Source organism: Chryseobacterium barbadense (assembly GCF_042849955.1).
In the GTDB taxonomy this organism is placed as follows: Bacteria; Bacteroidota; Bacteroidia; order Flavobacteriales; family Weeksellaceae; genus Chryseobacterium.
Window position 1 is genome coordinate 1 of the sequence record NZ_BAAFHL010000018.1, and the last position, 22,537, is coordinate 22,537.

Sequence of the window (22,537 nt, forward strand, 5' to 3'; positions counted from 1 at the left end):
CGGATTCCGTTCACCATTTTATATCCTTTTTCTCTCGGCGTCATTGATTAATATTTAAGATCTTTATCAAAATCATATTTCATTCCTTCGTATCCGAGGATCCTGCGCATCAATCCCATTTGCCCGGCCAAATAATCTTCACGTCCAATGCACATTCCGATAAAGCTTAAGACTGTTTCGGGGAAAAAATCAATATTCATTCCTATCGGAAAGGCTTTTTCCAGCTCTTCATCGGAAGCTTCCAATAATTTTTGGTATACTAAAGGTGATATTTTATGAAATTCCTCTTTAAGCTGCTGCAAAGATGGATACTTTAAGTTTTCATCCAATGCTTTCCCCTGAGAGAAAAGGTCTTTATACTGAAATTCTTCATTAAGCCCAAGAATTCCTCCCATAGCATAACGCATATCCAGAAAGTTGCCTATCATCCAAATAATGTGATTGGTTCTTCCTTCTATTCTTTTTAATGCATCTTCTTCTGATATTCCGTCGAGAACCAACAAGAAGCTTTGGCTGTGTCCACGAAAAGCAGGAATAATGATTTCTAATTTTTTTGATTTTGGTGTGTCCATTTGAATTGATTGTTTTAATTGTTTAAAAGTCATTTCGTTCAGCATAAGGAACATGAAGCCCTTCTTCCACAAATCTTTTCAGAATTCTTAAATACATGGCCCAACAGAAAGACGTTTGCCGGAAATGATCATTGGTTGATTGCCATCCCGAATGATAAAAGCTTATGCGGATGCCGTTTTTTGTTTCTTTAAGAATACATCCAACCTGCGTTCCCAACCAGTCTTTATCTGCCTCTGTCATTACATACTCAATTTCAAAAGGTGGATTAAATTTTGAAACTATACCTTTCCAGACATACTCTTCGGAAAACTCAAAGGTATATACTGCATCTGATTCCGGGGTTCCCTGACAATGATGAGTCCACCATTCATTTAAAAATTCGGGAACGGAAAACATCTGAAAAACATTCTCCAAAGTGGTGTTAACCTCCAGATTATGAAGTATTGAAAATGAGTTTTCCATGGTTATTAATTTTGTAGTTTTAACGTTAATTGAGCAGATGACACAGATTTTAAATCTATTTTATGACTCCGGGCTTTCCGAGAATTCTTCTAAGGTACCCTAATTGTCCGCTGTGATACGCTTCATGAAAAGATAGAATGGCAAGATCATTGACGTTTTCATGATCAATTTTTTCAAGTTTATTGAATGCTGATTCCAGTTTATCCTGAGAATTTTTTAAATAGGATTTTAAGTCTTCAAAATTTACGAATTCGTCTTTTCTGTTCAATGGAATTTCTCCTCTGTTATAGGCTGAGAATTTTTCGTTATCCCAAACCGATTCTTCACCCAGAATATTCAGGAAAGCATTTCTTATGTAGATCAGGTGCCCTAAAATCCAGTTCATGCAGTTAGCATCTCCATTAGGAAAAATCATGGATTCTTCATGAGTAATGCCCTCAAGATTCATAGAAATCACTTTATAGTTACTGAATGCCTGTATTTTTATGATTTCTATATCGTTTGCTATGGTTTCCATATTTCTATATTTTGTGGTTAAATTTTATTTTTCTCACTGATTGAGCAGATTACGCAGATTTTCTATTTGCAATCCGGATTAGTATATTTCTGAGAATTTTGCAAATTTATCTTGAAATTATTCTGTCGGAAACTGAGACATATCGGCAAACATCACTTCCCATTGATGCCCATTTAAATCGGAAAAAGCATTCTGATACATCCAGCCGTGATCTTGCGGTTCGCTGTATTTTGAACCACCGTTTTCAACAGCTGTTTTTACCATATTATCAACTTCTTCACGGCTATTCACACCAATGGCAAGCAATGTCTGAGTTGTATCTCCCTTTGCAATGGGTCTGTTTGTAAAAGTCTGGAAAAATTCTTCATTCAAAAACATTGCATAAATATGATCCTCTTTCATTATTACACATATTGCTTTCTCATCAGAAAATTGTTCGTTAACAGAGAACCCTAATTTTGTCCAGAATTCTCTTGTTTTCTGGACATCTTTTACCGGAAGGTTCACATAAATTTGGTTGATTTTCATTTTGTAATTTTTAGTGTTAAACTTATACCCAAAATTACCAAGTCGGTATGAAAATCAACTTGCCATAAGACAAGATTTAAATTTTCTTCGGATGGGAAACCAATTCTTTCCGGATTCTGCTTAAAGAAGTGTCTGTAACTCCAAGATAAGAAGCGATTTGCTTCAGCGGTGCATATTGTACCACCTGGGATTTTTGTTCCAGGAGATTAAGATAGCGTTTGGTAGCAGAAAGGGTAAACATTTCCACGGAACGCTGTTTATAGGCAAAAAGCTGCTGAGACATCCATGATCTTCCCCACTCCCTAAGGTTCGGGATTTTATGGAAAAGATCCTGAAATACTTCAAAATCCAGCTTCCAGCATTCGCAATCTGTAATACAAACTATATTTTCCTGAGTGGGAATTCTTTGAAAAAGTGAAGATACTTCAATCACAACTTCGTTGTCGATAAAGAAATGGGTAGTCACTTCATTACCGTTGAAGTCATTAACAAATGAGCGGGCCAATCCGTTTTCTATGATATAGTATTCATTCGCAGTTTTTCCTTCTTCGAGGATAAAATCTCCTTTCTGGAACTGAACTTTTTCATGAGCTTTAAATATCTCATCAAGCTCCTCGGGCAGGAAAAACGGAAAGTCATAAGAAATTTCCAGGGCTTTATAACTCATTTGGCTAGCTGTTTTAGGATCTTAAAAATAGAATTTTTCTTGCATTCAACGCAAAAAATTTATTTTTTTAACTATTCAATAAGATATCTTAAAATAAAGACAATTGTATTGGTTTAGAGCTTCCCGGTTTCTGAGCATCTCCGAAAACAGTTTTTCCACCGAAACGCCAGGAATTTTGCCTTTCTTCTTCTATCACCTGCTGAATATCGAAATCAGGAGTGAAGTTTTTTTCAGCAGTTGTGATCACTTCATGCAGCTTATTCAACGTTTTCAGTTTATCTGCATTTCCTAGTTTGGATTTTTCAATTCCTTTTCTGAGGATATTGATGCTTTCATCATAAACCTTGGTAGGAACGGGAAAGGGATGACCGTCTTTACCTCCGTGAGCGAACGAAAATCTTGCAGGATCGGTAAACCTTGACGGTGCACCGTGAATCACTTCGCTTACCAAAGCCAGAGACTGCATGGTTCTTGGCCCTACTCCTTCCAACATCAATAAATCTTCAAAATTTTGCGGTTGCTGTTCCCGGGTTACATATAAAAGTGCACCCAACCGTTTCAGATCAACATCTGAAGCCCGTACATCGTGATGATTAGGGAGAATCAATCTTGAAAAATCACTCATGATCTGTGCGGAATCCGTATGGGAAATTTCAATAATTCCCTTCCTGTTATCAGAAGCTTCTGCAGCCGTGAGGTTGAGAATTTGTCCTCTGAAAACCCCGTTAATTCCTGTATGTGGTTCTTCAACGAAAGATTTTATATTTTCGGAATGCCAATGATAACGTCTTGCCGTTCCGTCAGATTCATGCATGCCCTGCTGAACTACGCTCCAGTTTCCATTGTCTGCTAAAATAAAGTTATGCAGATACAATTGATAACCATCATGAATAGCGGTATTATCTACTTTTGCGGAAAGTTTGCTTGCTTTCACTAATTCTGTTCCGTTCAAACCGGTTTTATCCGCAATCTGAATCAGTTCTGAAGGAGTATCTCTGGAGAATTTCCCTTTTCCGCCACAGATGTAGAGTCCCAGAGATTGTGAATTAGGATTAATGGAACGTTTTAAAGCACCCATTACTGAGGTGGTAATCCCTGAAGAATGCCAATCCATCCCCATGACTGCCCCAAAGCTCTGAAACCAAAACGGATCAGCCAGCCTGCCGAGTACTTCATCTTTTCCGTAATCCATTAAGATGACCTCAACAATAGAAAGTCCCAAAACAGACATGCGTTCATACAGCCATGGCGGAACTTTGCCATAGTGAAGCGGTAAATCTGCTGTTCCTGAACGTTTCATTGTATTTTGGTTTTTTCGCCAACAGGCGAAGTTAATTTTTATATTGTTTTAAACTTATGATCTGGCTCAATTAACCACAAAAGTCACAAAAGTTCCCCAACGTTTTGAAGATTAAGCTTTGTATTCCTGTATGATCACAAGCATGAACGTACACTGAGATTCTTCACTACGCTATCGCTTCGTTCAGAATGACAGAATTTATACTTACGAATCAATGGATTGAATAAAATTCCAAATCTTTGTGTTTCTCTTCATCAAATTTCTCATTGAAAATGATTTTATTTCCAAATGGATCATCTACGGTAAAGGAAACGGTATCGTAAAAGGTTTTTTCAAGGCCCGGCCTGTTATATTTGTACTTCTTATCCATGAGTTCTTTATGATACTCAGGGACACCTTCTCCCAAGATAAAAACCCGGCTTCCGGGAGTTCCGTCTCCATGATGCTCACTTAAATGAAGAACAATATTGTTCATTTTTACTTCCATATAAACCGGAGTATTTTCTTCGAAACGGTGTTCCCACACCACTTCAAAACCCAACCAGTCTACATAGAATTCAATGGTTTTCTGATAATCAAAAATTCTTAAAATAGGAATTACCTGTTCAGCTGTCATTGCCAAAAATTATGTATGTGAAAGAATATTGATTACATTGCCAAACGGGTCTTTTACAATAAACCTGCGCACGCCCCATTCTTCATCTGTCATATCATATGTGATTTCAAATCCGGACTTCTTCATCATTTTGTATACTTCATCTACATTATCAACTTCTATGGACAGATAAGGAACTTCCGTATCATTCCCTCCGTGTACCGCAAAACTGACCTGAACTTTTGATTTCTCTTCATTCCCGAAAGTTTTGATCCAGCCATGATCCATCAACACATCCAATCCTAAAATATCATGATAAAAATGATCTGCGTTCGTCAGATCGTCTGTTTTCACATTCGCTACAATTCTTTTTACCATCATTGTTAAGTTTAGAATATTATTGCCGAAAAAGCCCTGCGAAAACAAGATTCTCACAAGGCTTTATATCTATGTATGCTATACTTATTTTAAAGCGGCAATGGCTGCGTCATAATTAGGCTCATGAGTAATTTCAGGAACCTGTTCCGTATACACTACTTTATTATTTTCGTCAGTAACGATTACTGCTCTGCTCAAAAGACCTTTCATTGGTGAATCTGTGATCGTTACTTCGTAATCATCTCCAAAACTGCTTCTGAAATCTGAAAGTGTTTCTACATTATTCAGTCCTTCCGCAGCACAAAATCTTGCTAATGCAAAAGGTAAGTCTTTGGAAACGTTAATTACAACGGTATTGTGCAAGTTAGAAGCTTCTTCATTGAATTTTCTGGCAGAAGCCGCACAAATTCCCGTATCTATACTAGGAAATATATTGAAGACTTTTTTCTTCCCGTCAAAATCCTGTAATGTTTTAACATTCAAACCTGAATCTACCAGTGCAAAATCCCTTACAGTAGTTCCTACAGACGGAAGACTTCCTATAGTATGTACTTCATTTCCTTTTAAAGTAATCGTAGTTGACATAAACTTTGTTTTTTTAGTTGTATCAAATTTACTCAAATTACATCGCATTTGCGCTCTCATTAAGGTTAAATAATTCTTAAAGTGTAAAATCTTCCTGAGTATTAATTTAAAAAATTTAAATTTTAACTAAATTTGTGGGACTTAAAATTTCAAATAATAAATAACAGTATAATGTCAGAAAAATCAAAAATCTACTACACTTTAACGGATGAGGCTCCAATGCTGGCTACACACTCGTTTTTACCTATCGTAAAGGCTTTTACAAAATCAGCAGATATTGAAATTGCTGTTCCGGATATTTCTTTGGCAGGAAGGATTTTAGCCAACTTTCCTGAGTTCTTAAAAGATGATCAGAAAATTGGAGATGCTTTGGCTGAATTAGGTCAATTGGCTACTCAGCCTGATGCGAACATCATTAAATTACCTAATATTTCTGCTTCTGTTCCTCAGCTAGATGAAGCGATCTCCGAGTTACAGGCCAAAGGTTTCGCAGTTCCGAATTATCCTGCAGAGCCTAAGAATGAAGAAGAGAAAGCAATTAAAGCTAAATATGCCAAAGTATTGGGTAGTGCTGTAAATCCTGTGTTGAGAGAAGGAAATTCTGACAGACGAGCTCCAAAAGCTGTGAAAAACTATGCTAAAGCCAACCCGCACAGAATGGGTGACTGGGCTTCTGACAGCAAAACAGATGTTGCTCACATGAATGGTGGAGATTTCTACGGTACTGAAACTTCAACCACAGTAGAAAACGCAACGAAATTCAGAATCGTATTCAAAGGAAACGATGGTACCGAAACCGTACTAAAGGATTTTGCAGGTCTTCAGGCAGGAGAAGTGATTGATTCTTCCGTAATGAATCTAAGTGCATTGAAAGCTTTCGTTCAGCAGGCTATTGATGAAGCTAAAAGCAGAAACGTACTTCTTTCTGCTCACTTAAAAGCCACGATGATGAAAATTTCCGATCCTATTATTTTCGGAGCAATTGTAGAAACTTATTTTAAAGAAGTATTTACCAAATATGCAGAGACTTTCAAGTCTTTAGATATTAACCCCAACAACGGTCTTGCTGATCTTTTCGAAAAAATCAAAGGCAATGCTCAGGAAGTTGAAATCAATGCTGATATTGAAGCGGCTTTAGCAAACGGACCAAGAGTAGCTATGGTGAATTCTGATAAAGGAATTACGAATTTCCACGTCCCTTCTGATATCATTGTTGATGCATCTATGGCTGCTTTGGTAAGAGGCGGAGGAAAAATGTGGAACAAAGACGGAAATGAAGAGGATACTGTTTGTATCATTCCGGACCGTTCTTACGCAGGTTTCTATCAGGCTGTCATTGATGATATGAAAGCTCACGGGAAACTGGACCCTACAACAATGGGCTCTGTTCCTAACGTTGGTTTGATGGCTCAGAAAGCTGAGGAATATGGTTCTCACGACAAAACGTTCCAGGCAACCGCTGAAGGAACTATTGAAGTTCAGGATGAAACAGGAAACGTTCTTCTTTCTCAAAAAGTGGAAAAAGATGACATCTTCAGAATGTGCCAAACTAAAGACGCTCCGATCCAGGATTGGGTAAAACTAGCGGTAAACAGAGCAAGACTTTCTGATACGCCGGCTATTTTCTGGCTAGATAAAGGAAGAGCACACGACAGGGAGATCATCAAAAAAGTAGAAAAATATCTTAAAGATCACGATACTACAGGCCTTGATATCAGAATTCTTGATGTAAAAGACGCAATGACTGAAACGCTTAAGAGAGCAAGAGAAGGTAAAGATACGATCTCTGTTTCCGGAAACGTATTGAGAGACTATTTAACAGACCTTTTCCCAATTCTTGAGCTGGGAACTTCTGCGAAAATGCTTTCCATCGTTCCATTAATGAACGGAGGTGGCTTATTTGAAACCGGAGCGGGAGGTTCTGCGCCAAAACACGTTGAACAATTTGTTGAAGAAGGCTATTTAAGATGGGATTCTTTAGGAGAGTTTTTAGCACTTCAGGCATCTTTAGAGCATTTAGCACAAACTCAGGGGAACACTAAATCTCAGGTGTTAGCAGATGCATTGGATGAAGCGAATGCCAAATTCTTAGCTACGGATAAGTCTCCTGCAAGAAAGGTTGGACAAATTGATAACAGAGGCTCTCACTTCTACCTGGCTATGTATTGGGCTGAAGCATTAGCTAACCAGACTGCTGATGCTGAATTGGCGGCTCAATTTGCTTCTGTTGCAAAGGCAATGCAGGAAAATGAGGCTGTAATCAATCAGGAATTGATAGGTGCTCAAGGTAAACCGCAAGATATTGACGGCTACTATAAACCTGACACGTATAAAACGTATTCAGCAATGAGACCAAGTACTGTTTTAAACGAAATCATTGACGGAATTTAATTTCCGGTTTAATAGAAATAAAAGCTCCTTTTTAAGGAGCTTTTTTGTTTTTAACCACAAAAGTTTTATAACACGCTAACATAAGTTTAACAATCTTAGTTTTCTCATCAAAAAAATAAACCTTCCCAAATGAGAAGGCTTAATGAAGAAAATTATGAGTAGAAAAATATAAGTATCAATTAAGGGTTCATAGAGCTTTCCGGAAACCATTCAAATCCTTTGGTTTTCTTTTTGGTAAAGCCTAATCCCGGCCACGGCAAATGATAAGCAAAAGCCCTGGTTTTTGTTTCTGCCAATTGCTGAAGAAGTTTAATTCGGGAATTGGTGGCAATATCCAGATCCGTATCTCCAAAATACCCCCAATCCGGGTGTGGGAACAGAACGATATCAGAATGAATAAGATCGGCTATATAAACCAGTTTTTCTTTACCGGAGGAAATCGTCATCACTGTTAATCCAGGAGTATGTCCCGGAGCCAACTGAAAGTTGAAATGATCATACAAACTTTTGCTTACATCAAAAAACTTCAGTTTAGGCTGTATGGTTTTCAGGATATTCTGAATGGGAGGAATGATCTGGTTAAGAAATTCCGGTTGCTCCTTCAATGCGCTGTTACTGAAATCTTTAATGGTCGCTTTCATCCAGAAATCATGTTCGATTTTAGATATAAATAAATCGGCGTTGGGAAACACCAGTCTATTCTGTTTATCCACTACTCCGCCGATATGATCGGGATGAGCATGAGAGATAAAGATATCTGTAATATCGCCCGGAGCAAATCCTGCTTTCTGAAGGCTTTTTAATAAAAACCCGGTCCTTTCGTCGGCAAAGATGCCCATTCCGGTATCCAATAAGATCAGCTTATCTTTTGTTTTCACCAAAAGAATATTCATAGCCATATCAATGGAATCTTCGGAACGGAAATTCTCTTTAAGGATAGCTTTCAATTCGGCCAGATTTCCTCTCGGAGCAAAGGATTTTAAATTTTGCTCATGGATGTATCCGTCTGTCAGGATAAATAATTCCAATTCACCAAGACGTATTTTTTTGAATCCTGAAAGATCATTTTCAGGTTCTGAATATTTTCTTTCATTGGCTGAAGCAAAAACTCCTGAAAAAGGAGTAATGCTTAGTGCACCTGCCAACAATCCGTTTTTTAAAAGTTCTCTTCTGTTCATTTTTAAATATGTGCTTTTCTGATTTTGATCATGCTTAGAATAAAGAGCCCTAAAATTCCCAATATGAAATATCCTTCCGCCACCTGCAGCTGAATTTCAGGCTTAATCAAGGCTACAATTCCATAACTGATTCCTGAAGTGATAATAAAAGCGACTCCTCCTGTCAAACCTCCTGCAAGACCTGCGGAATCTGGAAATCTTCCCAAACAGTAGGCAAAATAATTATTAAAGATAAACCCTGCCGTAATGTGAATGGCAAATGCAAATGCCACCAAACTATAAAGATTGCTTGTAAAATAGGATGCCACAAACATCAGAACGATCAATGCCAGCTGAATGAAATTAGCATATCGTATCTTAGGCAGGAATGCTTTATTGATCAATGCTTTTCCTAAAAAACCTCCTACCATCCAGGCAAATCCTAAAATCAGGGAAGCATAGCCTGCAATGACTTCGGAATAACCCATTTTATGTTCAATGATGAAAGCTCCGCACAGATTGAAGAAAATGACCATTGCATAGCTTAATCCGCACATTAGCATTCCGTAGAAGAAATCTTTGGCTTTAAACATCCTGTCATATTCCTTCAATAGAAAACTAATATGAAATGGATTTTTTGTTTTTAAAGTTTCTCCTGAGAATATCAATTCTAGAATCAATATCAATAAGCTGTATCCGGCTAAAACATAAAAATTGGACTGCCATCCGAAATGCTTCTGGAGATATCCACCAATAAATGGGGCAATGATAGGTCCAACCGACCAGACAATTGTCATGATACTTAAATAATGTTTACGTTGTTCACCTTCATAAACATCAACAAAAAAAGCCCGTTTGGAAACGACCGCAAGCCCCGATAAAGCTCCCTGACAAACCCGCATCGCATAAATCACCATAATATTGTCAGTAGACACTGTAATTAAAAAACTCACGACAAATAATGCCATAGAGATCAGGGAAATCCTGTATCTCCCAAAGGAATCTGCGATACTTCCTGCAAAAAACTGGGTGAGCCCGTAACTGATCAGAAATATGGATAAGGTAAGCTGGATGCTGCTTTCCGGAAGATTGAATTCCGTTGCCATGCTAGGCATCGAAGGCAGGTAAATATCCGTTGCCAAACCGGATATAGGAATAACAGCAAAAGCCAGTATAGTGGCAATAAATTTGTTTTTTTCTTTAAGAGTCCTCATTTATCTTTTCATCTTTTAAAAAATCTGAGCCTTGAAATTCAAAAGCTCAGATCATATATATCAGTTTTAATTATTAACCAGCTTCATAGAACCTTCCGTATATCTTTCTCCTACATTAGGATATTTTTTTAGAAGAGCATCTATGGCATCCAGATCTGATTGAGATAGCTCAATATTGATAGCTTGAACATTTTCTTCCAGGTATTTGATACGTTTTGTACCCGGAATCGGAATGATATCATCTCCCTGATTCAATACCCACGCTAAAGCTAGTTGAGTTCCTTTTACGCCTTTGGAAGCTGCAAAATCATTGAATTCTTTGGCCAGATTTATGTTGTTCTCAAGGTATTCCTGCTGATAACGAGGTAGAGATTTTCTGAAATCATCGTCCCCGAAATTCTGAGCTTCATTGATGTTCGCAAAAAGCCCTCTTGCTAAAGGAGAATAGGGAACCAATGTAATTCCAAGCTCTCTTATGGTTGGCAAAATTTCTTTTTCTACATCTTTGGTCAGGATAGAATATTCTGACTGTAGAGCTGTAATCGGATGGATCTTATTGGCTTTCCTGATGGACTCTGCCGAAGCTTCCGACAATCCTAAATATCTTACTTTACCTGCTTTCACTAAATCTGCCATCGCTCCGACCGTTTCTTCAACAGGAATATTTGGGTCTACCCTGTGAGCATAATACAAATCAATGGTATCTATTTTTAGTCTTTGAAGGCTTAAATCAACAGCCTGTTTAATCCATTCCGGGGAACCGTCAAAATAAGTTCCGGGAGCTCCGCTATGGCTTGCTTTACCATCTTTAAACCTGAATCCGAATTTGGTGGCAATAAAGATCTTATCACGATTCGGCACCAATACTTTGGAAATCAATTTTTCGTTCTCTCCATTGGCATACATATCTGCCGTATCCCAAAAGTTAACACCCAAATCTAATGCTTTATGCAATGTATTGATGCTTTCCTGCTCATCTGCAGGGCCATACGCAAAGCTCATTCCCATGCATCCTAATCCAATGGCAGATAATTGTTCTCCTGTGTTTCCTAATTTTCTAAATTTCATAATTATGGTGATTGTAATTAATGGAACAAAATTAGAACAAGAACCATGAGTTCCTGATATAGAATTCAAACTAAGAATTATAAAAATCAAACAAGATTATTTCTCAGGGCATTCGGAGTATATCCTGTCTGCTTTTTAAAGTAATTCGTGAAATAGGCGGGCTCTTCAAAGCCTAATCCGTAAGCAATTTCAGAGACATTCCAATCTGTATGCTTTAAAAGGGCATTCGCTTCCCGGATGATCCTTGCTGTGATCTGTTGTGTAGTTGTTTTTCCTGTAATCTCTTTTACAGATCGGTTTAAGGAATTGACATGGATAGAAAGGCTTTCTGCGTAGTCTGTAGGCGTCTTCAGCTTCAGATATGCTTCCGGGCTGTCGATCGGGAATTGTCTCTCCAGCAACTCCATGAACAGAGAAGCCACTCTTTGGGAAGCATTCTGATAAGGCTCGAAGCTTTCCGCCGGTTGCATTTTCATAGTTTCGTGAACAAGCAGATGAAGATAAGCACGCAACATGTCATATTTATGCAGGTAATCGGACTGAATTTCATTCATCATTTTTAGGAATATTTCAGAAACGGATTGCTGTTGCTGCTCATTCACAAAGAAAACCGGGGTTCCTCCAATCTTAAAAAGCGGTGAATCCTGAATATTTCCCAGGCGGCTTCCGTTTTGTAAAAACTGATCTGTAAACAGGCAAAACCAGCCCTTCTGATCTTCCTCTTCCGCTTCCCATGAATAGGGAATTACCGGATTTGAAAACAATAATGCGGGCTTGTCTACATGGATCCATTTATCCGCATAATGAAGCTTTCCTTTTCCTATAATTAAAGAGATTTTATAGTAGTCTCTTCTGCTATAAGGCGTCACGAATGAACAATTCTCTCTGGAAAAGACATTGAAGTGTCCTATTCCCGGCGTTTTGACGCATGAAAAGCCTTCTTTGGCGTTACGCTCGTAAAATCCTCTTACTGTTTCTACTGATTCCATAAACCAAAATTATAAAATTCAAACAATATTACAGTGTAAAAATAATAACAATTGATAAAATAAAAAATGACTGACCCGCAGGTCAGTCATTAAAAAATTGAATGTATAGTTGAATAATTGATTAATGCTTATGGCTATTTCCTTTATCAGCTTTATGTACTTTTGCCTTCGGAGCCATTTGCTTATATTTCTTGTTGTTATTTTTGTTTCTGTTATAAACAGCCACAGGATTTTGTCCTTTATAATATTTGTTTTTAAACTTCAGATATTTTTGTGGCCCTAAAATTCTTTCTATTTCATAATATCTGTCGGTTCTCCATCTGTCGGGATTATCACCATATACTCTAAGCCATGTATTGTAATCCGGATATCTGTTATTGAGGGTATTTAACTGTTTTACCTGAATAGCGGTCAGTACCAGATCTGTAGCTATATTAGTCCAGTTCACATCTGTGATACTTCTTCTGTAGTCATTGTAATAATCTGATTGGGCAAAGCTTAATGTAAATGTTCCCAATAGCATCATTGTTAATAAAATCTTTTTCATTTCTGTTATTTTTTTTGTTCAATGATATGATACTCGCAATTTAAATGCCAAATTATTTTCACCTGTCACAATTTTTGTTAAAACCCTTGTAAAAGACTCAATACGATTGAAATATTTTCTATTTTTATATGACACCCAAGATTTTCAAAGTTTTATGGAAATTATTATTATCATTCTTCTTATTCTGCTGAACGGCATTTTTTCAATGTCTGAAATGGCATTGGTCTCTTCCCGCAGTTTCAAGCTGAGAAATGAAAAAAGAAAAGGCAATTCTAATGCTAAAACTGCTATCGAGCTATCAGAGAATCCTAATAAATTTCTTTCAACGGTACAGATCGGCATCACATTGATCGGTATTTTACTGGGAATCTATTCCGGGGATCAACTGACAACGGATCTGGCCCACTATATTTCAACATTTGAAGGGCTGGCTGAATATTCCAAAGGTATTGCCTCTGTACTTATTGTAGTGATCATTACCTTTTTATCCATCGTTTTCGGAGAGTTGCTGCCAAAGAGACTAGGCTTAAAATTTCCTGAAAAAATTGCTATGCTCATTGCTAAACCCATGTACTGGATCTCGGCTCTGGCGTCTCCTTTTGTCTGGCTTCTTACAATAACCAATGAAGGGCTTCTGAAGCTTATGGGAATCAGCAACGATGAAAAAGAACTGGTGACGGAAGAAGAAATAAAATCCATTATCAAGGAAGGCAAAGAAGGCGGAATTATAGAGGAAAAAGAACATGATGTATTAAAAAATGCTTTTGAATTGGGAGACCGAAAGGTAAATTCATTGGCTACCTACCGTTCAGATATTATTGCCCTGGACGCAGGCGACAATTATGAAACCGTGAAGGAAAAAATAAAGAACAGTTCTTATTCCACTTATCCCGTGACAGACGGTAATAACCTTGATCATATCATAGGAATCGTAAAAATGAGAGACTTGTTTGATCTTGACCATCAAAATTTTGACTTGCGGAGCCATCTCAGAAAAGCGGTGTTTGTAAGTGAAAACTCCTTTATTTATCCTTTGATGGAAAGTTTTCAGAACAATAAATCCCATATCGCTGTTGTAATTGATGAATACGGTACTACGAAAGGAATTATAACCTTAAACGATATTCTTGATGATCTGGTAGGTAATATTCCGGATGGCCTGGATGAAGAACCTGAAATTATCAAACGCAACGAAAATTCGTGGCTGGTAGATGGTAAATGCCCCATCCACACTTTTAAAAAGTATTTTAAACTTGAAATAGATACGGAAACAGAGAAGAATTTCATCAGTGTGTCCGGGTTGTTCATTCATGAGTTCGGGAATATTCCCCAAACGGGAGATCGGATCAGGTTTGGAAATCTGCTGATGGAAATTGTGGATAAAGATGGCAACAGGATTGATAAAATTCTTGTTACGAAAGTGATTTAACTATTTATTATCATTACAGATTATTCAATATTTAATGGCGGATTGTATATTTATAATTTTTAATTTGTAATTTTAAAGTAAAGAATCTGATCAAATAGTTCATAAGTGTAATCAACCAAATCTCAATAATTATGGAAAATATAAAATTTGAAATATCTCCATATCAGGATGAATTGCAGATATTAATTGATGAAAAAAAAGCAGGCTATATGTCCATAGAGATTGACGGAAGGCTTTTAATTGTGTATTATACCAAGCTTAATCCGGAACATGAAGGAAAAGGATATGCGAAAATGCTTTTGGATGAGCTTGTACGCTATGCCGAAGAAAAAGATCTATTGGTAGACCCTGAATGTGATTTTGTAAGACAGCAGTTTGAAAATCATCCGGCAAGATACAAAGACATTTGGCATGCCTAATCTTCCCACCAGGCTGTAAAGTGGTTATCGGAATTATTCAGATCTACGATTTCACCGATCATTGGGGTCAATATATTGAGATTTTTTCCCTTTCCAAGTTCTGTTACCTTTTTCAGGGGCTCATTCCAGGGATGAAGCGCTAAGGCGAATTTTGATGAGTGAACCGGAATGATGTTTTTAGCATTGACATCGATACTTGCCTGAATGACATCTTCCGGCAATGCGTGAATATATTTCCAGGCTTCGTTATATTGTCCGTTTTCAATAATGGCATAATCAAACGGTCCATAAGTCTCCCCGATCATTTTAAAATGAGTGTCATATCCACTGTCTCCGCCCAGAAATATTTTTTTGGTTGGAGTTTCTAATACATAAGAAGTCCAAAGAGTCCCGTTCCTTTTGATCTTTCTTCCCGAAAAATGCCTTGCAGGGGTATAAATAATTTTACTATTATTTTTTAACCCGACTGATGTTCCCCACTCTTCTTCGATAAGCTGTTCCGGAGCATATCCCCATCTTTCCAGATGAGCTCCCACTCCTAAAGGAAGAATTACTTTGCCAACCCTGTCTCTGATTGCCTTCACTGTGGGATAATCTAAATGATCAAAATGGTCATGGGTAATCACCAGATAGTCCAGATTTGGAATATCTTCAGGTTTAAAAATATCTGATCCTGAAAAGGCCTTATTGAAAAATTTGAACGGTGAGCCGTAAGAGCTCAACACCGGATCAATTAAAAAGGAAATACCATCTGTCTGAATATAATACGATGAATGCCCCAACCAAATGAAGACATCCTGTTCTCTTGAAAGTTTTTTTAAGTCGGAATGAACAGACGGAATACTTTTTAAAGGCTTCAGAAGCGGATCTTTCTCTGCAAAAAAGAAATCATATATTACTTTCGACATACTGTACCCTTCTGCAATGGACGGTGTAGGACTCAAATTCTGGAATTGTTTGTCTCTATAAAGCCCTGACTGCTTCATTCGCAATAGCCTTTCTCCTTTAGGTTCTGCTCCAAAAGCCTGTTGCCCGGTTATGATAAAATAAAGTGCTATGAAAACAGCTATGATGATAATCAAATAAATCATTTGTCTTAAAAAAAATTAGCATCAAATGTATTGACTTTTTGAATGAAATGAAAGTCCTGATTGTCTGGGGTATTTATTTTAACTAAAATTAAAAGGATTTCAGAATAATTTATTGTTGATTTAATGACTCCATACTATAAAACTCTTTAATTTAGCAGATTGATTAAAAAAAACTCAAATTAAGTTGAAAAGCTATTCGATCGTATTATTGTTATTATTTTTAATTCTTACTTCATGTTCTGTCCGAAAACACAACGAGCAGAGGACTGCCCTAATTCCCCCGGAAAAGCTGAAAGAAGATGTGGACTATGCTTATAGGAAACTTCAGAAGATGCATCCGCAACTCTATTGGTATATTTCAAAAGAGGATTTGGATCATCAATTCGACAGTGTAAAAAATACACTGAACAAGCCACTCACTCCGCTCCAGTTTTATTTTACGTTACAACCAGTAATCGCCGGTATACGTGAAGGGCATTTATCATTGAGAATACCAAGAAAAAGATTCGGAAAGAAAGATTTCAAATCATTCCGGAATAAAAAGGGACTGTTCAGCCGTTTCGGATATTATGTTAAGGATGATCATTTGTATATTGTTGAAAACAATGATTCTGTTGAGGGCATACCTCCCGGAACTGAAATATTGGCCATCAATGATGTGCCCGTTTCAGAATATCTGAAAAAATACAAGAATTTAATCAGCAGCGATGGTTTCAACACCACTTTCCAACCTTATTTTCTGAAAGATACATTCTTTAATTTTTATACCGCCGAAAAAGGTCTTTCCGACAGTGTCAGAATTGAAACTCTTTATAACAACGTCAGGAAGGTTTATACGCTGAAAAGGGAAACAAAATCTAAAAACGATCTTGAAAACGATAAAAAACAGAAAAAAAGAACTCCTGAAAAAAAAGTGAATGATTATATCGCTTTTAATAATTCCTATAACAGAAATTTCAAATTCCTGGATCAAGACAGCAGCATTGCCTATATAAGGGTAAGAAGCTTTTCAAGAAGTTATTCAGATCAGTTTTACCAAGACGCTTTTACTAGAATTAAAAATGCCGGAACTTCTTATCTCATTTTAGACATCCGCAATAATTACGGTGGCTCTTTATATGAAATCAACAACCTGTATTCTTATCTGGCGCCTGAGCCTTTTGTATTAATAAAGCCGTCTCAGGTCACTTCTAAAATGGCTCCTTTGAGAACGAATTATTTCAGAAAAAGCAGTGTCCTGCAGTATGCTTATAAAAGCCTTACCTATCCTACCTATGTTTTCACCCAAACTTTCAGTACCTATAAAAAAGACGGGAAAGTTTTTTACAGGATGAAAGAAAATAAATCCACCAAACCTGATAAAAATGCCTTCAATGGAAAAGTCTTTGTTCTGGTAAATGGAGGAAGCTTCTCTGCCTCATCCATTATTTCTGCCAAGCTTAAAAATGATAAACGGGCCCTTATTGTGGGAGAAGAAACAGGAGGAGCCAATGATGGCACTGTTGCGGGGTTCTATTCTTATCAGAAGCTCCCCAACTCTAAGATCGACTTACCTATCGGATTGCTTCTGGTACAGCCTAACATCAACTTTACCAATACGAAGAGAGGGGTAATTCCGGATATAACTATTTCTGAAAGCATTCAGGACGTTATTGATAAAAAAGATCCTCAGATGGATTGGGTTGTGAAGGAAATTGAAAGAGAAAAAGGACTTTGAGAGGATTAGATAAGATTTCGGCGGGCTGAAAGCCCGCCGAAATCTTTATTTCTTTAATTGTTCTATAAGGTTTTCTACCTGTTTAATATACCTTCCGTAGAACTTTTCAAACCACCACCTGCCCAGGATAAACAGTCCGAATAGAGCCACCAGAAGAGTTATGATGATCGTCAGTGCAATCTGTAGATCTGTGAAAGGTGTCGCGTACGGAATAAATTCCAAGACAATGATCAGTTCACAAACCAGAAACGGGGCAAAAGCCACGTAAAAAGAAAAGTAATACTGTTTATTTAAATTGAATTGATGTAATAATTCCACTAACCCTTCATAGGTGTTCAGAACCGGGTTACTCATATCTTTATACAGTTTAAAAAACTTACTGAAAAAGAAGACGGTAACGAACACCATGGAGGCAACCAAAATGGCAATATAAAATTTAAATTTAAATGGAGCTTCACATAAGGCGATCAGCCCGAAAGCGAAAACAAAAATTCCAATGGTTGACCAAGCTTCCATTCGCATATTTTTACGCATTTTTTCAAGAGGAAGATTGATCTTATTTCTTTGCTCAATACTGATTTCCGGTGTTTCTTCCCAGACATCATCTTCATTCCATGTATTTTTTAGTTCATCTATATTCATTGTTGCTGTTTTAAAAATTAATATGTATTTGAGTGTAAGATATCTTTTAGTTTATTTTTGGCGCGGTTCATTTTCACCCTTACGTTGCCTTCGGAAATCCCCATCTGCTCCGCAATCTCTTTTCCTGAAAAATCTTCCAGATAATAGAAAATGAAAGCTTTATCAATGGGGTTAAGCTGATAAATTGCATTATACATGGCGGCCAGCTTTTCTTCTTTTTCCTCATTATATTCGTCCTGTATTATTTTGTATTGGGAAAAGTCTCCATTCCCAATGAAGCTTCTCTTTTTCTCGGATTTCAGGAAGATAATAGCGGTATTTAGAGCAATCCTGTACATCCAGGTGGAAAATTCACTTTCACCCTTGAAAGATGGATATGCTTTCCAGACCTGATAGGTAATTTCCTGAAAGAGGTCATCCCTGTCTTCTTTTTCATGCATATACATCTTGGAAATCTTGAAAATGATTCCTTTATGCTTTTCTATTTTTTCTAAAAATTCCTGTTCTGATGAGGTCATGGCTCTTTACTCTATAGAGTTGGTTAAGTTTCAAAAAAAATGTTACAAATTTTGTCAAAAAAAATAATAAAAAAACCGACAGAAAGATTCTGTCGGCTCATAATGATATTGGTACTTTCAATATTACTCAACTACTATTTTTTTGGATATAGCAGCTCCATCAGAACTAATCTTTAATAAGTAAATTCCTTTTTGAACACCATCAATAGTAATTTTATTTTTCCCTTTATTCAGCTTTTCCTCTTTTCTGATCAGCCTTCCTGAAACATCATATATTTCAAATACAGCATCATTTTTAGTATTTTCTATGGTAAATACTCCGCCTTTAGCCGGGTTTGGATATATACTGAACTGGCTCTCCAGTTTATTTCCCGCTTCGTTGGTTGCCAGCAATCCGTTACCAAATCCTACGGCATACCATGCTTTCACATTCTGGATTTGTTCATTGCTTGAAGCTCCATATAAATCCGTTACCGCTTGCTTTGATAAATTATAGGCATCCACAAACTGACTGTTTGCTGTAAGATAATTAGCCAGCGTTCTGTATGCAATTTTTTCCGCTTTTTGAATGGTGATACCGGTTACACTATAGGCATTCCCGATATCATTGGTTCCTGATCCTCCCGCAGAAAGCAGATAAAACCAATAATTTCCTACACCACTGTTGGTATGCACTCCTCCAAAATCATTGGCCTGACTGTATGGACCTGCTGTATTAGCCCAATACGTTCCCTGATAAGTATCCGGTTGTTGAGAATTCAACACCGCAGGCCCGGAATTGGGATTCGACATGCTTCTTAAATAGGTAAATCCTAAAGCCGGATTAGGAATACCTTCTCCTATCGTCCAATTCGGGGTAAGGTTGGCATAAAACTCAATAGAAGCTCCGAATATATCGGCAAAAGATTCATTAAGTGCTCCGGATTCTCCCTGGTAAGCCAAATTAGCTGTTCTGCTTACCATCAGGTGAGAATATTCATGTCCTGCAACATCCAAGGCTACAAACGGGTTAAAATATCCTGCTTGTCCCTGATATTTTCCATTTCCATAAACCATTGCTACAATACCCTGTGTGTCGATTGCTGCGGCATTGACTCCATTTTCAGGCTGCCCTGAACCCGCAAAATTAATATTATAATAATTCCTGATAATAGATCCGTTGTTATCATAAGAATTTCTATTATGCCTGTTTATATAATAATCATAAGCCGTCTTCATCGCCCAGTGAACTTCAACAGGTGGTTTGGTTTCTGTTGCTGTAAAATTTGCCGTGGCATTTGTATATTCCGTAATATTTCCTGTTAATCCCCCTGCAACTGTTCCGTTACCATCCCAATCAGTTCCGTTTAAGGTATGTATATTTCTGGTATTATCTTTTAAACGGTAGGTGCCATTATAAGAATCAACGGTAACAGACTGATTCCCCCTGTAAAAAGTCGCACTCGTAGATGGAGCATCCACAAGAGGAGCAACCGTAGTACTTACAGGAATATTATGGTGGTGAATCTCCTCTAATTTCTTTACAATTTGTTTTGTCGTATTATCCACATAATACATATAGCTATGTAGGGATTTCAATGAAAGAGCATTGATTTGATTGGTCAGGTGCAGGCTCATCTTTCTTCCGGCAATAACTTTGGTAATTACCTGATCAAAATCGTCGAAAGTAATATTTTGTGCTTTCATATCGGCACTAACAATATTTTCCACTTCTGTTCTGGTAAGAGGTTGTTTGATAGAAAGATTAATGTCAGGCGTTAATTCCCCATTCACAAAAGTCAGTTTCCCCTCTTTTTCATGAAGCAAAATCACCTCATCCGCAACTTTTATTCCTTTGTAATAGTGCTGGTAAGTAGAATGTTTTATCCCCAGTTCATCGGTAGAAGCCTTTACGAAGGTGAAAGTATGGTCACTGTCTGTTCCCAGCCATTCTCCCAGATGGGAAGCTAAGAAATCAGCAGATACATTATTTCCGCTAAAATTAGCATGGAAGCTGCCTACAAAAGAATTAACAGAAATTTTAGGCAGATCTTTAACAGATACTTCTGTTCTGCTCCTATCCTGTGCATGTGACACAGATAGTGAGGAAGCACCAACAACAAAAACAAATGATAACGCTTTAACAATAGTAATGGTTTTTTTCATATTATCTTGATTATTTCACTCCAGTTAGTAGGATAAAAACCAAAATGTTACACGAATTTTAAATTTTTATGAATTCTATTGCAATAAAAATAAAAACCGGTGGATAATTTATCTACCGGCCATCATTTTAAGGTGTTTTTTTTATTTTTTAATTTATTCAGCTATTATCTCAGAATAGTGTATTGTTCACAGTTAGTAGAAAAAAACTGAAAATGTTACATATGAACAGCAAAAATTTTAAAATTTTAGTTAAGCTTGTTAAGGGCATTCAGAAGTGATTGAGTATCGATAAAATCCAGCTTAGCTCCTACCAAGATAATAATGGTAAACATGGCTGATAAAAAAAGTATAATGAGTACATACACCGATATAAACCACACAATGGTATTCAGCACGTTTCCTTTAATACCGTATTTGTTCATAAAAAATTTCTGAGACCGTTCAAACCATGTCTTTTTAATATTTTTTTTGTGTTTCACCTCTATTCCGTTCAGCTCATCTACCAGCAGCACAACTTCCTTAATATACTTCCCATACATATAATAGATCCAGTATTTAACAATGATATAAATAAGAAAGAGTGTGATCAGGAAGCTGAAACCGAAAATGGCCAGATTATACTCCATATCAAAATGAAAATTGATCTGTATCAGAGACAGAAGTAAAGCCAACGGAATATAAGAAATATAGTAAGAAATATAAATTTCTTTGGATATCAACAGTTGGGTTCTGAGGTTAAACAAATCGTAATTGGTATTGATACTCCCCTTTTTAAGCATCTTATACAGTTTAAGAAACCTCGAATAAAAATAAATAATAAAAGCAAGCGTGAGAATGGTCACGATAATGGATATTGTCCTGATGTTCACGTCATCCACTGTAAACGGAGAGCCAATAAGAATTGTTGGCAAGGTAACAACCATGAGCCAGAATTCGGTTTCCATGTTGATTTTAAGCATCTGTAGCGGCGAATGAATTTCATTCTGCTTTTCCAGCGATACTTCAGGAGGGGACTGCCTGTTGTCCTTATTCCAAAGTTCTTTAAAATTTTCTAGTTCCATTCCTTAATGTTTTGGTTAATGTGCTCTTTGCTTTTCAATAATTTCTTTCAGTTTAGCCTTTGCACGGTTGAGCTTTACCCTTGCATTCACCTCTGTTATACCCAGCTGAAGAGCCATCTCCTTTCCTGGAAAATCTTCAAGGAAGAAAAAAATGAGCGCTTTATCTATGGGGCTGAGCTGGTGAATGGCTTCATACATCATCTTCATGTTTTTATCATCTGTGTCGTTATAAGATTCCTGATGAATGCTAAGGTTTTCTATGCTTTGATTTTGTATAAAACTACGTTTTTTTTCACTCCGGAGAAACACTATGGCAGTATTGAGCGCCGTTCTGTATAGCCAAGTAGAGAAATCACTTTTCCTTTGGAAATCTGCGTATGATTTCCAGGCCTGGTAAATAATCTCCTGGTAAAGATCATTCTGATCGTCCTGATTGTCCATATACATCTTAGAAATCTTGAAAATCACACCCTTATGCTTTTCAATTTTCTCCAAGAACTCTTTTTCCTGTGAAGACATGGCTTGTAGTCTGTACAGTTAGTAG

24 protein-coding genes are annotated in these 22,537 nt (G+C 37.1%); 4 read left to right on the forward strand and 20 right to left on the reverse strand.

Features of this window, described 5'->3' with window-relative positions; all coding sequences use genetic code 11:
- Positions 1 to 47: 47 nt before the first annotated feature.
- The 9 genes from ACGHIN_RS08965 to tpx all read right to left on the reverse strand — a co-directional run bounded on the left by ACGHIN_RS08965 (position 48) and on the right by tpx (position 5,605).
- A complete protein-coding gene (locus ACGHIN_RS08965) occupies positions 48 to 572 on the reverse strand; it encodes a DinB family protein (RefSeq protein WP_390452685.1) in 525 nt (174 codons plus the stop codon).
- Between the two features lie 22 nt (positions 573 to 594).
- Positions 595 to 1,035, reverse strand: a complete 441-nt coding sequence (locus tag ACGHIN_RS08970; RefSeq protein WP_390452686.1) for an SRPBCC family protein — start codon at positions 1,033 to 1,035, stop codon at positions 595 to 597.
- Positions 1,036 to 1,090: 55 nt separating this feature from the next.
- Positions 1,091 to 1,552 (reverse strand): hypothetical protein, encoded by a 462-nt coding sequence (locus tag ACGHIN_RS08975; RefSeq protein ID WP_390452687.1) that lies wholly within the window; start codon positions 1,550 to 1,552, stop codon positions 1,091 to 1,093.
- Positions 1,553 to 1,669: 117 nt separating this feature from the next.
- Positions 1,670 to 2,080: a VOC family protein gene (locus ACGHIN_RS08980; RefSeq protein ID WP_390452689.1), complete on the reverse strand. Its 411-nt coding sequence runs from the start codon at positions 2,078 to 2,080 to the stop codon at positions 1,670 to 1,672.
- Positions 2,081 to 2,156: 76 nt separating this feature from the next.
- Positions 2,157 to 2,747, reverse strand: coding sequence for a Crp/Fnr family transcriptional regulator (locus ACGHIN_RS08985; protein ID WP_390452690.1), 591 nt, complete (start codon positions 2,745 to 2,747; stop codon positions 2,157 to 2,159).
- Between the two features lie 88 nt (positions 2,748 to 2,835).
- Complete coding sequence (locus tag ACGHIN_RS08990; protein ID WP_390452691.1) at positions 2,836 to 4,047, reverse strand: DUF763 domain-containing protein; 1,212 nt, start codon at positions 4,045 to 4,047, stop codon at positions 2,836 to 2,838.
- A 211-nt stretch (positions 4,048 to 4,258) separates the two neighbouring features.
- Positions 4,259 to 4,663 carry a glyoxalase superfamily protein gene (locus tag ACGHIN_RS08995; protein WP_390452692.1) on the reverse strand — a complete coding sequence of 135 codons (405 nt, stop codon included), beginning with the start codon at positions 4,661 to 4,663 and terminating at the stop codon, positions 4,259 to 4,261.
- 9 nt (positions 4,664 to 4,672) lie between these two features.
- The gene (locus tag ACGHIN_RS09000; RefSeq protein WP_390452694.1) at positions 4,673 to 5,020 is read right to left on the reverse strand and encodes a VOC family protein; all 348 of its coding nucleotides are present in this window, start codon (positions 5,018 to 5,020) and stop codon (positions 4,673 to 4,675) included.
- Between the two features lie 84 nt (positions 5,021 to 5,104).
- Entirely contained in the window at positions 5,105 to 5,605 is a 501-nt protein-coding gene (gene tpx, locus ACGHIN_RS09005; RefSeq protein ID WP_390452696.1) for a thiol peroxidase, read from the reverse strand.
- Between the two features lie 171 nt (positions 5,606 to 5,776).
- Here tpx and ACGHIN_RS09010 point away from each other — a divergent pair, with 171 nt between their 5' ends.
- Positions 5,777 to 7,996: an NADP-dependent isocitrate dehydrogenase gene (locus ACGHIN_RS09010; protein ID WP_390452698.1), complete on the forward strand. Its 2,220-nt coding sequence runs from the start codon at positions 5,777 to 5,779 to the stop codon at positions 7,994 to 7,996.
- Between the two features lie 179 nt (positions 7,997 to 8,175).
- Here ACGHIN_RS09010 and ACGHIN_RS09015 read toward each other — a convergent pair whose 3' ends face one another.
- The 5 genes from ACGHIN_RS09015 to ACGHIN_RS09035 all read right to left on the reverse strand — a co-directional run bounded on the left by ACGHIN_RS09015 (position 8,176) and on the right by ACGHIN_RS09035 (position 12,971).
- Positions 8,176 to 9,174, reverse strand: coding sequence for an MBL fold metallo-hydrolase (locus tag ACGHIN_RS09015; protein WP_390452700.1), 999 nt, complete (start codon positions 9,172 to 9,174; stop codon positions 8,176 to 8,178).
- A gap of 2 nt (positions 9,175 to 9,176) precedes the next feature.
- Complete coding sequence (locus tag ACGHIN_RS09020) at positions 9,177 to 10,367, reverse strand: MFS transporter (RefSeq protein ID WP_390452701.1); 1,191 nt, start codon at positions 10,365 to 10,367, stop codon at positions 9,177 to 9,179.
- 66 nt (positions 10,368 to 10,433) lie between these two features.
- Positions 10,434 to 11,435: an aldo/keto reductase gene (locus tag ACGHIN_RS09025; RefSeq protein ID WP_390452702.1), complete on the reverse strand. Its 1,002-nt coding sequence runs from the start codon at positions 11,433 to 11,435 to the stop codon at positions 10,434 to 10,436.
- A gap of 86 nt (positions 11,436 to 11,521) precedes the next feature.
- Entirely contained in the window at positions 11,522 to 12,424 is a 903-nt protein-coding gene (locus ACGHIN_RS09030; RefSeq protein ID WP_390452704.1) for a helix-turn-helix domain-containing protein, read from the reverse strand.
- Between the two features lie 121 nt (positions 12,425 to 12,545).
- Positions 12,546 to 12,971 carry a hypothetical protein gene (locus ACGHIN_RS09035; protein ID WP_390452706.1) on the reverse strand — a complete coding sequence of 142 codons (426 nt, stop codon included), beginning with the start codon at positions 12,969 to 12,971 and terminating at the stop codon, positions 12,546 to 12,548.
- A gap of 154 nt (positions 12,972 to 13,125) precedes the next feature.
- Between ACGHIN_RS09035 and ACGHIN_RS09040 the strand changes: the two genes are divergently transcribed.
- Together ACGHIN_RS09040 and ACGHIN_RS09045 are read left to right on the forward strand one after the other, a co-directional pair.
- Positions 13,126 to 14,400, forward strand: coding sequence for a hemolysin family protein (locus tag ACGHIN_RS09040; protein WP_390452708.1), 1,275 nt, complete (start codon positions 13,126 to 13,128; stop codon positions 14,398 to 14,400).
- A gap of 131 nt (positions 14,401 to 14,531) precedes the next feature.
- Positions 14,532 to 14,819, forward strand: a complete 288-nt coding sequence (locus ACGHIN_RS09045) for a GNAT family N-acetyltransferase (protein ID WP_390452709.1) — start codon at positions 14,532 to 14,534, stop codon at positions 14,817 to 14,819.
- Here ACGHIN_RS09045 and ACGHIN_RS09050 read toward each other — a convergent pair.
- On the reverse strand, positions 14,816 to 15,910 hold the full coding sequence (locus tag ACGHIN_RS09050) for an MBL fold metallo-hydrolase (protein WP_390452710.1): 1,095 nt from the start codon (positions 15,908 to 15,910) through the stop codon (positions 14,816 to 14,818). The two genes, ACGHIN_RS09045 and ACGHIN_RS09050, sit on opposite strands and share 4 nt — an antisense overlap.
- Before the next feature lie 184 nt (positions 15,911 to 16,094).
- On the opposite strand from ACGHIN_RS09050, the gene ACGHIN_RS09055 reads away from it, so the two are divergent.
- Positions 16,095 to 17,627: a S41 family peptidase gene (locus ACGHIN_RS09055; RefSeq protein WP_390452712.1), complete on the forward strand. Its 1,533-nt coding sequence runs from the start codon at positions 16,095 to 16,097 to the stop codon at positions 17,625 to 17,627.
- A 45-nt stretch (positions 17,628 to 17,672) separates the two neighbouring features.
- Here ACGHIN_RS09055 and ACGHIN_RS09060 read toward each other — a convergent pair whose 3' ends face one another.
- The 5 genes from ACGHIN_RS09060 to ACGHIN_RS09080 form a co-directional block, all read right to left on the reverse strand.
- Positions 17,673 to 18,269 carry a hypothetical protein gene (locus ACGHIN_RS09060; RefSeq protein WP_390452714.1) on the reverse strand — a complete coding sequence of 199 codons (597 nt, stop codon included), beginning with the start codon at positions 18,267 to 18,269 and terminating at the stop codon, positions 17,673 to 17,675.
- A 17-nt stretch (positions 18,270 to 18,286) separates the two neighbouring features.
- Positions 18,287 to 18,787 (reverse strand): RNA polymerase sigma factor, encoded by a 501-nt coding sequence (locus tag ACGHIN_RS09065; protein WP_390452715.1) that lies wholly within the window; start codon positions 18,785 to 18,787, stop codon positions 18,287 to 18,289.
- 123 nt (positions 18,788 to 18,910) lie between these two features.
- On the reverse strand, positions 18,911 to 20,932 hold the full coding sequence (locus tag ACGHIN_RS09070; protein WP_390452717.1) for a M4 family metallopeptidase: 2,022 nt from the start codon (positions 20,930 to 20,932) through the stop codon (positions 18,911 to 18,913).
- 245 nt (positions 20,933 to 21,177) lie between these two features.
- Entirely contained in the window at positions 21,178 to 21,993 is an 816-nt protein-coding gene (locus tag ACGHIN_RS09075) for a hypothetical protein (RefSeq protein ID WP_390452719.1), read from the reverse strand.
- Positions 21,994 to 22,008: 15 nt separating this feature from the next.
- The gene (locus ACGHIN_RS09080; protein ID WP_390452720.1) at positions 22,009 to 22,512 is read right to left on the reverse strand and encodes an RNA polymerase sigma factor; all 504 of its coding nucleotides are present in this window, start codon (positions 22,510 to 22,512) and stop codon (positions 22,009 to 22,011) included.
- Between the last annotated feature and the right edge of the window lie 25 nt (positions 22,513 to 22,537).